10 protein-coding genes are annotated in these 13,296 nt (G+C 70.0%); 4 read left to right on the top strand and 6 right to left on the bottom strand.

Annotated elements, in window-relative coordinates:
* The first annotated feature begins 141 nt into the window (after positions 1–141).
* Positions 142–1,413 (top strand): MFS transporter, encoded by a 1,272-nt coding sequence (locus ACIPTO_RS25485; RefSeq protein WP_401195848.1) that lies wholly within the window; start codon positions 142–144, stop codon positions 1,411–1,413.
* Positions 1,414–1,582: 169 nt separating this feature from the next.
* On the opposite strand, the gene ACIPTO_RS25480 is transcribed toward ACIPTO_RS25485, so the two are convergent.
* The 6 genes from ACIPTO_RS25480 to ACIPTO_RS25455 form a co-directional block, all read right to left on the bottom strand.
* Positions 1,583–2,686, bottom strand: coding sequence for an ionic transporter y4hA (locus ACIPTO_RS25480; RefSeq protein WP_366319558.1), 1,104 nt, complete (start codon positions 2,684–2,686; stop codon positions 1,583–1,585).
* 193 nt (positions 2,687–2,879) lie between these two features.
* A complete protein-coding gene (locus ACIPTO_RS25475) occupies positions 2,880–3,881 on the bottom strand; it encodes a TerC family protein (protein WP_401195845.1) in 1,002 nt (333 codons plus the stop codon).
* A 235-nt stretch (positions 3,882–4,116) separates the two neighbouring features.
* The gene (locus tag ACIPTO_RS25470) at positions 4,117–6,117 is read right to left on the bottom strand and encodes a TerD family protein (protein WP_401195842.1); all 2,001 of its coding nucleotides are present in this window, start codon (positions 6,115–6,117) and stop codon (positions 4,117–4,119) included.
* 50 nt (positions 6,118–6,167) lie between these two features.
* A complete protein-coding gene (locus ACIPTO_RS25465; RefSeq protein ID WP_366319564.1) occupies positions 6,168–6,746 on the bottom strand; it encodes a TerD family protein in 579 nt (192 codons plus the stop codon).
* A gap of 159 nt (positions 6,747–6,905) precedes the next feature.
* Positions 6,906–9,041 (bottom strand): excinuclease ABC subunit UvrB, encoded by a 2,136-nt coding sequence (gene uvrB / locus ACIPTO_RS25460; protein WP_366319566.1) that lies wholly within the window; start codon positions 9,039–9,041, stop codon positions 6,906–6,908.
* Between the two features lie 40 nt (positions 9,042–9,081).
* A complete protein-coding gene (locus tag ACIPTO_RS25455) occupies positions 9,082–9,945 on the bottom strand; it encodes an MHYT domain-containing protein (protein WP_401195838.1) in 864 nt (287 codons plus the stop codon).
* A gap of 278 nt (positions 9,946–10,223) precedes the next feature.
* On the opposite strand from ACIPTO_RS25455, the gene ACIPTO_RS25450 reads away from it, so the two are divergent.
* The 3 genes from ACIPTO_RS25450 (at position 10,224) to fdhA (ending at position 13,227) form a co-directional block, all read left to right on the top strand.
* Positions 10,224–11,099 carry a glycerophosphodiester phosphodiesterase gene (locus ACIPTO_RS25450; RefSeq protein ID WP_401195835.1) on the top strand — a complete coding sequence of 292 codons (876 nt, stop codon included), beginning with the start codon at positions 10,224–10,226 and terminating at the stop codon, positions 11,097–11,099.
* A gap of 45 nt (positions 11,100–11,144) precedes the next feature.
* Complete coding sequence (locus ACIPTO_RS25445) at positions 11,145–11,699, top strand: methylated-DNA--[protein]-cysteine S-methyltransferase (protein WP_401195832.1); 555 nt, start codon at positions 11,145–11,147, stop codon at positions 11,697–11,699.
* 295 nt (positions 11,700–11,994) lie between these two features.
* Positions 11,995–13,227, top strand: a complete 1,233-nt coding sequence (gene fdhA, locus ACIPTO_RS25440; RefSeq protein WP_401195829.1) for a formaldehyde dehydrogenase, glutathione-independent — start codon at positions 11,995–11,997, stop codon at positions 13,225–13,227.
* The last annotated feature ends 69 nt before the right edge of the window (positions 13,228–13,296 follow it).

Here is a 13,296-nt window from a genome sequence, read left to right as displayed (position 1 = left end):
GAGACGGGCCGCCGGTCGACGGCCATTGCTCGGACCCGGTCTATCACGCCACCTCCGCACCACCACGCGCCCCCGTAACCGTTGCTCACTGTGGGTAGTTGACGCGGCATGCATGATGTACGCACGGTAAGACCCCCGTCCATGCCACGCCTCGCGGCCACCTCACTGGCCGGCACGGCGATCGAGTTCTACGACTTCTTCGTGTACGGCACGGCGGCGGCCCTGGTCCTCGGCCCCCTGTTCTTCCCGACGTTCTCACCGGTGGCCGGGACACTGGCGGCCTTCGGGACGTTCGGGGTCGGCTTCGTGGCACGACCGCTCGGCTCGATCCTGTTCGGGCACTTCGGGGACCGGCGCGGCCGGCGGCCGGTCCTCGTCGCGTCGCTGCTGCTGACCGGCGCCTCGACCGTCGCGGTCGGCTGCGTACCGTCGTACGGCTCGATCGGGGTGGCCGCTCCCGTGCTCCTTCTGGTGCTGCGTTTTCTGCAGGGCCTCGGGCTCGGCGGGGAGTGGGGCGGGGCGGTGCTGCTGACCGCGGAGCACGCGCCGGCCGGGCGGCGCGGACTGTGGTCGAGCTTTCCGCAGATCGGGCCCGCGGTCGGGTTCCTGCTGGCGAACGGCGTGATGCTCACGCTGTCGGCGACCCTGACCGACGCGCAGTTCGCGCAGTGGGGCTGGCGGGTGCCGTTCTGGGTGGCCGGGGTGCTGGCGCTGGGCGGACTGTGGCTGCGTTCGTCGCTCGTGGAGAGCCCCCGGTTCCTTGAACTCGACGACCACGCGCGTGTGCCGCTCGCCGAAGTGGTGCGCGAGCACTGGAGGTTGGTCCTGCTGACCGCCGGCGCGCTCTCGGTGGGCTACGCCGTCTTCTACACGGTCACGACCTGGTCCCTCGCCTACGGCACGGAGCGGCTCGGGGTGAGCCGTACCGTCATGCTGACCTGCATCATGGCCGCCGTGGTGGTGAAGGGTTCGCTGACCCCGCTGGTGGCACTGCTGAGCGACCGCTACGGGCGCCGCCCGCTGTGTCTGCTGGGGTGCACGGCCGCCGCGCTGTGGATGTTCCCGATGGTCGCGCTGCTCGCCACGGGTGCGCCGCTGCTGATGTTCGCCGGGTTCCTGGGCGCGCTGCTCGCGTTCGTGACGATGTTCGCCGTGGTCGGTGCGTACCTGCCGGAGTTGTACGAGCCGCGGGTGCGCTGCACGGGAGCCGCCGTGGGCTACAACCTCGGCGGGGTCCTCGGCGGCGCGCTCACCCCGATCGTGGCGACGGCCCTCGCGGAGCACGGCGGGCGCGTCCCTTGGGGCGTGGGCGCCTATCTGACCGGAATCGCGCTCTTCAGCCTGGGCTGCTTCGCACTCCTGCCGGAGACCCGGCCGGTGGGGGCGGTGGCGGCGGAGCCGGTCGCAGGGTGAGGGCGTGCGCGACGGCTGAGGGGCGGAGAACGGGCGGAGAACGGCCGGCTGACGGGCCGAGGACGGACATCGGCCGAGTGCGTAAACGCTTGTGCGAGCGTTTACGTCGACGGACAAGGTGCCTCGCCCACCTGCTCAGGCGTTTGCGCGGCCGTCCGAGGCCCACGCGCTAAGGATTGATCGCCAGCTCCAAATAGGCCGCGAACAGCACCAGATGGACGCCGCCTTGGAGCGGTGTCGCCCGCCCCGGCACCACCGTCAGCGAACTGACCACGACGGTCAGGGCAAGCAGCACCATGTGGGTCGAACCGAGGCCGAGGACGAGTGGCCCGGAGAGCCAGATGGAGGCCAGGGCGACGGCGGGGATGGTGAGGCCGATGCTGGCCATCGCGGAGCCGAGCGCGAGGTTGAGGCTGGTCTGCACCCGGTCGCGGCGGGCGGAGCGCAGGGCCGCGATGGTCTCGGGGAGCAGCACGAGCAGCGCGATGATCACGCCGACGACGGCATGGTGCAGGCCTGCCGCCTCGACGCCGGACTCGATGGTCGGTGAGACGCCCTTGGCGAGTCCGACCACGCCGATCAGGGCGAGGCCGAGCAGGCCGAGGCTGATCAGGGCGGTGCGGGCGGACGGGGCGTCCGCGTGGAGGTCCTTGGTGATCGTCTCGCCCTGGTGGGAGACGGGCAGGAAGTAGTCGCGGTGCCGCACGGTCTGGGTGGCCACGAAGAGGCCGTACAGGGCCAGTGAGGAGAGCGCGGCGAAGGTGAGCTGGGCGCCGGAGAACTCCGGGCCCGGCTTGCTGGTGGTGAAGGTCGGCAGGACCAGGCTGAGTGTGGCGAGGGTCGCCACGGTGGCGAGGGCGGCGCCGGTGCCCTCGGGGTTGAAGACCGCCGTGCCGTGGCGCAGCGAGGCGACGATGAGGACCAGGCCGACGATGCCGTTGCACGTGATCATGACGGCGGCGAAGACGGTGTCTCTGGCGAGGGTCGAGCTCTTGTCGCCGCCGTCGGCCATCAGGGTGACGATCAGGGCGACCTCGATGATCGTCACGGCGACGGCGAGGACCAGGGAGCCGAAGGGTTCGCCGACCCGGTGGGCGATCACCTCGGCGTGGTGCACCGCGGCGAGCACGGCGCCGGCGAGGACCAGGGTCACCAGGGCGACGACGACACCGGGCAGGTCCTTCCGCCCCCAGGTGAGGACCAGGAGGACGGCTGCGAGCACCGGTACGACGGTCGTCCACTGGGTGGTGAGCGGCCTGAGCCGAGTGATCATGACGCGATCCTCGCAGAGGCGTTCGGCGCCCGCATTCCGGCGCCGGCGGGCTCGTCCCGCGTCATCCCGACGCGGGTGGCGGGTATCCGACGAAGCACCGGGAGCGGTGATCGGCGATTCATGGTGCGTGCTCCCGGTGCTCGGTTTCCGGCGACTTTCCTACGTCGTCGTCCTGCGTCGGACGTGATCGGGGTCAGGCGTCGATGCTGTCCTTCGGGGTGCCTTCGGCCCGGGTCCCGGCCGCTTCGGCCGCCGCCGTCTTCTTGTTGGCCATCAGGCTGGTGATCGTGGTGACGATCAGGACACCGCAGATCACGCCCAGCGAGACCGGGATGCTGATCTCCGGGACATGGACGCCCGACTCGTGCAGGGCGTGCAGCACCAGCTTGACGCCGATGAAGCCGAGGATGACCGAGAGGCCGTAGCTGAGGTGGACCAGCTTCTTGAGCAGGCCGCCGATGAGGAAGTACAGCTGGCGCAGACCCATCAGCGCGAAGGCGTTGGCCGTGAACACGATGTACGGGTCCTGGGTCAGGCCGAAGATCGCGGGGATGGAGTCGAGCGCGAACAGCACGTCCGTCGTACCGATGGCCAGCATCACGACCAGCATCGGGGTCATGACCCGCTTGCCGTTCTCCTGGATCCACAGCTTGGTGCCGTGGTAGCGGTCGGCCACGCCGAAGCGGCGCTCGGCGGCCTTGAGGAGCTTGTTTTCCTCGAACTCCTCGTCCTCCTCGTCGGCGCGGGCCTCCTGGATGAGCTTCCAGGCGGTCCAGATGAGGAAGGCGCCGAAGATGTAGAAGACCCACGCGAAGCTGGCGAGGATGGCCGCGCCGGCCGCGATGAAGACGGCCCGCAGGACCAGGGCTATGAGGACACCGACGAGCAGCACTCGCTGCTGGTACTGCGAGGGCACGGCGAACTTCGCCATGATCAGGACGAAGACGAAGAGGTTGTCGACGCTCAGCGACTTCTCGGTGATGAAGCCCGCGAAGAACTCGCCGCCCGCCTGACCGCCCCCGAAGATGAGCAGGCCCAGTCCGAAGAGTCCGGCGAGGGCGATCCAGACGATCGTCCAGATCCCGGCTTCCTTGATCGACACGTCGTGCGGCTTGCGGCCGATGAAGAAGTCGACCGCGATGAGGGTCGCCAGCCCCACGATGGTCAGGACCCACAGGGTCACGGAAACATCCACTACTGCTCCTCCGGCGGTATTAACGGCAAATGGTCAGCGTCGTCGCTACCGGAGGTCTCTTCCACCTTGGACGGGCGCCCAGGGCCGACGCCCCGGGATCTGGCCTGATCCGTATTGACGGGTACGCCGCAGCAGATAGGGAGTACTCCCCTCCGTACGGACGACAGTACCCCAATCACCAAGGAATAGTAAAGCGATTGGCAAAAGAAAGTTAAAAACCGCTGTTCAGGGATCTTTACCTGTACTTGGTGCGAGCGGTCGCGACCGCTGTCAGCACCTGTCGCAGCACGTGGCTGCCGGGCGGTACGACCGACGGCTCGTACGTCCAGGCGTGTCCGACCCAGGGGTCGGCGAGGTGGTCGTCGGGCAGCGGGGTGAGTCGCATCAGCGAACGCCAGAGGGGGTCGAGCAACGGGCCGTAGCCCGCCGCGTCCTCACGGTCCGCGACCATCATCAGATGGACGCCGACGGCCGGGCCCTCGTCCGCGAGATAGCGGAGCTGGGTCACGGCCCGGTCGTCGAAGCCGTGCGGGAAGTCGTTGACGATCAGCAGCTGCTCGGCCGTGTCCAGACCGGGCGGCAGCGCGTCGGCGGCACCCCCGCGCACCGCCATCTGCACCAGGTCCACCCGCTGCGTGAGCCGGCTCAGGACGTCCGTCACACCGGCGGCACCCGCGGCGGGCGGCGCCGCGAGCACACCCGTCTGCACCAGCGGGGCCAGCGCCTGCGCCGCCGAACCGGCCGGGTCGATGACGTGCACGGCGAACTCGCCCGTCGGGTAGACGGCGAGCAGCCGGGCCGCGTGCGCCACGGCCGTGTCCAGCGCGAGGCGCCGCAGCTCGTGGGAGTCGGCGAACGAGCCGTCGAGCGACTCCCGGCTTCCGCTGTCGATCCACAGGCCGCGCTCCAACGGCAGCCGCACCAGCATCGGGATACGCAGCTCGGGGCTCTCCGGGAGATGGAGATCGCCCAGGCGCAGGGCCATGGGTATCTCCATCGGGACGCGGTAGCCGTGCCAGACCGGGCTGTCCCAGCCGGCGAACGCCGGTGGGAGCGCGGGTTCGACCACGTCGGCCTCGGCGACCAGCTGGTCGAGGTCCCGGTCGAGGGCGGCCCGTGCCTGGTCGACGAGTTGGGCGTGTTTGGCCTGCGCCGCCTCGCGGGCCGCGTCGCCCTGACCGCCGATCCGGCTGCGTGGGTCGGACAGGGCCTGGTCGAGTTCCTTCTCCATGCGCGAGTCCGCGAAGTCGACCGCGCTGCGGTACGCGGACATGGTGCGCGCCAGGTCCTCGAACATGCCCCACACCTGGTTGTAGAGCCGCTCCTCCATCGACCATCCCGTCGCGTCCCCGGCAACGGGCCGCGCGGGCTGCCCCGGCGCGCTCGGCGGCACGGCCGGCGCGGGCTGCGGCGGCGCTCCTGTCTGCCGCCGCGGATGGCTGTAGTCGATCGGCCCACCGGCCGCGGACCCACTGGGCTGGGCGGCGGCGCCGTCCGCACCACCGGGATACCCGGCCTGCGGGCCTCCCTGCGCCCCATAGGAAGAACCCGCCTGCGGTCCTACGGCTCCGGGCGCGCCCTGTGTCGTGGTGCCGCTTCCCTCGGGGCCGAGGGCCGGGGTGGCCGTCTGGCGGGTGCGGTCGGTGTCCGGGGTGCGGGGCGGGGGTGCCGCCACGGAGCGGGCGAGGCCCTGGGCCACCGCTTCGTTGATGCCGCCGGCCAGCTGGAGGGCCTGCGGCAGGCCCTGGTCGGTGAGGAGTTCGGCGAGGCCGCCCGCGTAGCCCTGGCCCACGGCGCGCACTTTCCAGGCGCCGTGTCTGCGGTACAGCTCCAGGGCCACGACCGCCGACTCGGCGTCCAGGCCGGTGATCGTGTAACTGGCGACCTCGGTGCCGTCGAGGCCGGTGACCGCCACGAAGGGCGCGGCGACGGCGCCGAAGCGGGTGGGGCCTTCGGCGCCGGGGGGCAGGGCGAGGAGGACGCTGACGCGGTGCACGGCCTCCGGCATGGCGCCGAGGTCCACCGCGAGGCGGTGGTCGGCGGCCGCCTGCTTGGAGACCTCCAGGCCCGGCAGAGTGGGTGTGCCCGGGTGGGCCACCCACTCGACGCCGTGGATCCTGCCGTGCTCGTCGCCGAGCGTGGCGGCGGCCACGACCGGCTTGCCGGCCGCGACCCGGATCTCCAGACGCACATGGGACAGCGGGTGGTTCTGCCCCCGCACCAGCTCGGCTGCCATCGCTCTCGTCCCCCTGCTCAGCCGTGTCGTGTCGTGTGCGCCGGGCCGTCCTACAGGTGCGGCAGGATCGCCGGCATCAGGTCCTGGAAGGTACGGCCGTTGGTCGGTGTGCCGAGGGCCGTCAGCGTCCAGCCCGAGCCGGTGCGGTGCACCTTGGCCATGATCTGGGCGGTGTACTGGCCGCCGCCCGCCAGCGTGTAGCGGGCCAGCTCCTGGCCGTTGGTCTCGTCGACCAGACGGCAGAACGCGTTCTGCACCTCCTGGAACGTCTGGCCCGTGAAGGAGTTCACGGTGAAGACGATCTGGTCGATGTGGACCGGCACGCGCGCGAGGTCGACGAGGATCGCCTCGTCGTCGCCGCCCTGGCCGACACCGCCGACGAGGTTGTCACCGGTGTGGCGCACGGAGCCGTCGTCGCTGACCAGGTGGCGGAAGAACACGACGTCGACGGGCTGCTTGTCCGCGAAGAGCACGGCGGACGCGTCGAGGTCGATCTCCCGGGTGCGCGAGCCGAACAGGCCGCGCCGGGGAGCCGCCTGCCAGCCGAGACCCATGCGCACCGCGGTCAGCCCGGATCCGTCGTTCTTCTGCAGACTGATGGCCTGGCCCTTGGCCATGTTGACCGTCACGGCTGTTCCCCTCTCGAACTGTCCCCTGTTGCCGCGGAATCCGCGGATGCCCAGAACCCTACGCAGCGCCACTGACAGTGCCGAACCCCGCATCGGACTTTGTGTCGGTCTTGCAACACAGCGCGCGTATCCCGAGGTCCGGCGGCCCGCCCGGGCCGGTCAGGCCAGGCCCGCCTCCCTCATCTGACGCAGTTCCTTCTTCATCTCGTGCACCTCGTCGCGCAGTCGGGCCGCGACCTCGAACTGCAGGTCGGCGGCGGCGGCGCGCATGCGCTCGGTCATCTCCTCGATCTGCTCGGCGAGTTCGGCCGCGGGGCGGTCGGTCGGGGCGCCGTCCTTGGCCTTGCCCTTGGCGGTCTTGGCGTTCTTCGCGGCTTTGCCGAGGGCGGGCACGGGGGCCTTGGCGCCCTTGCCGTCCTTGGACTTGCGGTAGCCGGAGCCGAGCAGTTCCTCCGTGTCGACGTCCTCGCGGGCGATCTGCGCGACGATGTCGTTGATCTTCTTGCGGAGCGGCTGGGGGTCGATGCCGCGCTCCGTGTTGTACGCGACCTGCTTCTCGCGGCGGCGGTTGGTCTCCTCGATGGCCTTCTCCATGGCCGGGGTGATCCGGTCGGCGTACATGTGGACCTGTCCGGAGACGTTGCGCGCCGCGCGGCCGATGGTCTGGATCAGGGAGGTGCCGGAGCGCAGGAAGCCCTCCTTGTCGGCGTCCAGGATGGCGACGAGGGACACCTCGGGGAGGTCGAGGCCCTCGCGGAGGAGGTTGATGCCGACCAGGACGTCGAACTCGCCGGAGCGCAGTTCGCGCAGCAGCTCGATGCGGCGCAGCGTGTCGACGTCGCTGTGGAGATAGCGGACCTGGATGCCGAGCTCCAGGAAGTAGTCCGTCAGGTCCTCGGCCATCTTCTTGGTGAGCGTGGTGACCAGCACCCGCTCGTCCTTCTCGGTGCGCTTGCGGATCTCGTGCACCAGGTCGTCGATCTGGCCCTCGGTGGGCTTGACGACGACCTCGGGGTCGATGAGGCCGGTGGGACGGATGATCTGCTCGACGGCGCCGTCCGCGCGGGACAGCTCGTACTTGCCGGGGGTCGCCGACAGGTAGACGGTCTGTCCGATGCGCTTCTGGAACTCCTCCCACTTCAGGGGGCGGTTGTCCAGGGCGGAGGGCAGCCGGAAGCCGTGGTCGACGAGGGTGCGCTTGCGCGAGGCGTCGCCCTCGTACATGGCGCCGATCTGCGGGACCGTGTTGTGCGACTCGTCGATGACGAGCAGGAAGTCTTCCGGGAAGTAGTCGATCAGGGTGTTCGGCGCGGAGCCGGGCTGACGGCCGTCGAAGTGCATCGAGTAGTTCTCGACGCCGGAGCAGGAGCCGATCTGGCGGAGCATCTCCAGGTCGTAGGTGGTCCGCATGCGCAGGCGCTGGGCCTCCAGGAGCTTGCCCTGCTTCTCCATCTCGGCGAGCCGCTCGGCGAGTTCCTTCTCGATGTCGTTGACCGCCCGCTCCATGCGCTCGGGGCCGGCGATGTAGTGGGAGGCCGGGAAGACGTAGAGGTGCTCGTCCTCGCTGATGATCTCGCCGGTGAGTGGGTGGAGGGTGGAGAGGGCCTCGATCTCGTCGCCGAACATCTCGATGCGGACGGCGAGTTCCTCGTAGACCGGGAAGATCTCGATGGTGTCGCCGCGGACGCGGAAGGTGCCCCGGGTGAAGGCCAGGTCGTTGCGCGTGTACTGGATGTCGACGAAGCGGCGCAGCAGCTGGTCGCGGTCGACCTCGTCGCCGACCTTGAGGGGGACCATGCGGTCCACGTACTCCTGCGGAGTACCGAGGCCGTAGATGCAGGAGACCGAGGCGACCACGATCACGTCGCGGCGGGTGAGCAGCGAGTTGGTCGCGGAGTGGCGCAGGCGCTCCACCTCCTCGTTGATCGAGGAGTCCTTCTCGATGTAGGTGTCCGACTGCGGGACGTAGGCCTCGGGCTGGTAGTAGTCGTAGTACGAGACGAAGTACTCGACGGCGTTGTTCGGCAGGAGTTCGCGGAACTCGTTGGCCAGCTGGGCGGCCAGGGTCTTGTTCGGCGCCATCACCAGGGTGGGGCGCTGGAGCTTCTCGATCATCCACGCGGTGGTGGCGGACTTGCCGGTGCCGGTCGCGCCCAGGAGGACGACGTCCTTCTCACCTGCCTCGACGCGTCGGGCCAGCTCGGCGATGGCCGTCGGCTGGTCGCCGCTGGGCTGGTAGGGGCTGACGACCTCGAAAGGCGCCACCGTACGTTCGATGTGAGAAACGGGCCGCATGGAACCAACCGTACGACCCCCCACTGACAACGGGGTCGGATCAGCGGTTCTGCGGGGTCCGGGAGCGGCGGTGGGCGAGGTCGCGGCCGGCGTGGACGGGGGCGCGGCGCGGGTGCGGGACGAGGGCTCCGGCCGGGACGCCGGGCTTGTGCTCGACGGGGATCCGGGCGGGCTTGCCCATGACCATCAGCGGGTCGACCATCACGACGACGCCCGCCAGGAGCAGGAAGGCGAGGGGGCCGATCATCATGGGCGCGAGCAGGGACGCGGCCGACACGCCGTCGGTGGTCGCGGCCGTGCCGTGGACATGGATGGTGAGGGCGGCCATGCCGGTGTAGTGCATGCCGGTGACGGCGAGTCCCATGATGAGGCTCGCGCCCACACTCCAGAGGAAGCCGCGGACCTGTCCGGCCGCCCAGAGGGCGCTGATCGCGGCCACGACCGCTATGACGACGGAGACGACCACGGTGAACGTGTTGTATTCGAGTGTTCCGTTGAGGCGCATGCTCGCCATGCCCAGGTAGTGCATGGAGGCGATGCCCAGGCCGGTGAGGGTGCCGCCGGTGAACAGCGCGGTCCCCCTGGCCCCCCGGTAGCCGACGATGAAGATCCCGACGCCCACCATGACGATGGCGACGGCGAGGCTCGCGAAGGTCATCGGTGCGTCGTAGTGGACCGGTGTCTGGCGGACCGAGAACCCGATCATCGCGACGAAGTGCATCGTCCATATGCCGGAGCCGATGGCCGCGGATCCGAGGGCGAGCCAGCCGGGGCGCCAGGACTGGGTGACGAGCATCGATCTGGTGGTGCAGCGCAGGCCGAGGGCGCCGCCGAGGCACGCCATGAGGTAGGCCACCAGCGGTGTGACGAGTCCGTAGCTGAATCCGTCGACCGTGCCCTGCATGCGCAGTTACCCTTCCGCCCTGTTCCGTCCCGGAATTTCTGAATCGCACCCACCCCCGGGACCGCGGGAACGGTCAGGGTCGACGCAGAGAGTATGACCCGCACCGGAATGGTCGAACGATTTTGCGGCAAAGAATCACGACCTTGCCCCAGTTGTGCGGCACCGGTGAGCGGACTTGGGCAACTCCATCCATTCTGTGTCCATCCTGTACCCCACGGGTAGTGACGTTCCGCTGTCATTCCCGAGCCGTATGTGATCGCTCGATGCGAGGAGTACGCATGCACCTGCGCGCAGTCGCCGCCTCGACCACGGCACTCCTGGGGGCCGCCGCCCTTCTGCTCCCCTCTCCCGTCGCCCGGGCAGGGGACGCGGCCCAGTGGCCCACCGTCGTCGCCCACCGGGGCGCGTCCTCCTACGCGCCCGAGAACACCCTGGCCTCCATCGACAAGGCGGCCGGGCTCGGCTTCCGGTGGGTCGAGAACGACGTCCAGCGCACCAAGGACGGCGAACTCGTCGTCATCCACGACGACAGCCTGAAGCGCACCACCGACGTCCAGAAGGTGTTCCCTCATCGAGCTCCCTGGAAGGTGAAGGACTTCACCGCCGCCGAGATCGCCCGCCTCGACGCGGGAAGCTGGTTCGGTCCCGCGTACACAGGGACGCGCGTGCCCACCCTCACGCAGTACATGCGCGAGGTGGAGCACAACGACCAGAGCCTGCTCCTGGAGATCAAGAACCCGGAGCTGTACCCCGGCATCGAGCAGCAGACCCTCAAGCTGCTGGGCAACGAGGGGTGGCTGGACCAGGACCACCTGGACGACCGGCTGATCGTGCAGAGCTTCAGCGCGGACAGCATCCACATCGTGCACGACCTGAAGCCCGCCATCAGGACCGCCTTCCTGGGCACCCCCGCCGTGTCCGCCCTGAACACCTACGCCGCCTACACGGACCTGATCAACCCGTCGTACGGATCGATCTCCCTGGGCTACGTCTCCGCCGTGCACGGGCACATGGGTCCGCACGGCCGTCCGATGGAGGTCTACGCCTGGACCGTCGACGACGCGCCCACGGCCTGGAAGGTCACCGGGTACGGCGTGGACGGGCTCATCACGAACAAGCCGGACGTGGTGCGGTCCGCGCTGTACGGGTTCTGAGGCCGCTCGCGGGGCGTTGTCAGTGCCGGGTCGTACGGTGGGCGCATGGACAGCCATGGGCAGAACGAGCAGCGGGTCGTGTGGACCGTCGTCGGCAGCGACATCGGTCCGCTGCTGCTGGCCGCGACACGGGACGGCCTGGTCAACGTCGTGTTCCACGCGACGGACGCGGTGCGCGACAAGGCCCTCGACCGGCTGGCGTCCCGGCTGGGCACCGAGCCGGCCGAAGCACCCGACTCCCCGCTGCTGGCCGAGCCGATACGTCAGGTCGAGGCCTACTTCGCCGGTGACCGGCGCGATTTCGACCTGCCGCTCGACTGGTCCCTGATCTCCGGCTTCAACCGCCAGGTGCTGCGCGAGCTGGCGTCCGGCGTGCGGTACGGCGCGGTCGTCGGGTACGGCGATCTGGCCGGGCGGGTCGGACAGCCGGGCGCGGCCCAGGCGGTCGGGGTGGCGATGGGGTCCAACCCGTTGCCGGTCGTCGTGCCGTGCCACCGGGTCGTCGAGAGCGACGGCGGCATCGGCGGGTTCGGGGGCGGCCTGGAGACGAAGCGGAAGCTGCTGGCTCTGGAGGGGGTGCTGCCCGAGCCGCTGTTCTGAGCGCTCGGGCGGACGACTCTGCCGCCAAGGGGGAACAGGGGGAGGTCGCATGGGTGAGAACCGTCTTCACGCGCGCGTGCGGGCGCAGCTGCCCCGGGTGGACGCCTGGACCGCAGTCGGAGGGCGGGGTGCGGTGCCCGTGACGCGCTGTTCCCTTTTCCGCATTCCCGGAAGATCCCGGTTTCCGATGGCCCGCGAAGGGTGGCCGGGAGGCCGAGCCGGTAGCAGACTCCGCCGTGCGCGCGCACAGCCACTGGCATCCGGGGGATCGGAGCCGAAGGGACGGCGAACACGTATGAGTGGAAGCGGGAACAGGGCAGTCGCGTATCTCAAGCCGGGAGCGGTCGAGGTCAGGACCATCGACTACCCGACGCTCGAACTGCAGGACGGGCCGGGAGTCGCACGCGAGAACGTCGGCCGCAAGGTCCGGCACGGTGTGATCCTGAAAGTGCTCGCCAGCAACATCTGTGGCAGCGACCAGCACATGGTGCGCGGCCGGACGACCGCGCCCGAGGGGCTGGTCCTCGGACACGAGATCACCGGAGAGGTCGTCGAACGGGGTCCGGACGTCGAGTTCATCGACGTGGGCGACATCGTCTCCGTACCGTTCAACATCGCCTGCGGGCGGTGCCGCAACTGCAAGGAACGCAAGACGGGCATCTGCCTGAACGTCAACCCGGCCCGCCCCGGGGCGGCTTACGGCTATGTCGACATGGGCGGCTGGGTCGGCGGTCAGGCCGAGTACGCCATGGTCCCGTACGCGGACTTCAACCTGCTGAGGTTCCCGGACCGGGACGAGGCACGCGAGAAGCTCCTCGACCTGACGATGCTGTCGGACATCTTCCCGACCGGTTTCCACGGCGCGGTCACCGCGGGCGCCGGGGTCGGGTCCACGGTGTACGTCGCCGGGGCGGGTCCGGTCGGACTGGCGGCGGCCGCGTCGGCGCAGCTCCTGGGCGCCGCGGTCGTCATCGTCGGCGACCTGAACGCCGAACGCCTCGGCCAGGCACGGAGTTTCGGCTGTGAGACCGTCGACGTCTCGCGCGGCGACATCGGGGAGCAGATCGCCGAGATCCTCGGCGAGCCCGAGGTGGACGCCGCGGTGGACGCGGTCGGCTTCGAGGCGCGGGCGCACGGCCCGGACGCCCCGGAGGCGCCGGCGACGGTCCTCAACTCGCTGATGGGCATCACGCGCGCGGGCGGTGCCCTGGGCATCCCCGGGCTGTACGTCACCGCCGACCCCGGCGGGATCGACGAGGACGCCAAGAGCGGCACCCTGAAGGTGCGGCTCGGCCTCGGGTGGGCCAAGAGCCACGCGTTCACGACGGGTCAGTGCCCGGTGATGACGTACCACCGGAGTCTGATGATGGCGATCCTGCACGAGCGCGTGCACATCGCCAAGGCCGTCAACGCGACGCCGATCAGCCTGGAGGACGCGCCGCGCGGCTACGCCGAGTTCGACCAGGGCGCCAGCCGCAAGTACGTGCTCGATCCGCACAGCACGCTGGCGGGCGTGAGCCCGGTCTGACGCACGGAAAGCGGGGGCCACGCACGCGTGGCCCCCTTTTTCCACGTCGGGGACCGGTGGTGTCTCCCA

This window comes from Streptomyces sp. NPDC090083 (assembly GCF_044747445.1).
GTDB lineage: Bacteria > Actinomycetota > Actinomycetes > Streptomycetales > Streptomycetaceae > Streptomyces.
Note: the sequence above shows the minus strand (reverse complement) of the source record. Positions and strands in the feature narration are given on the sequence as shown.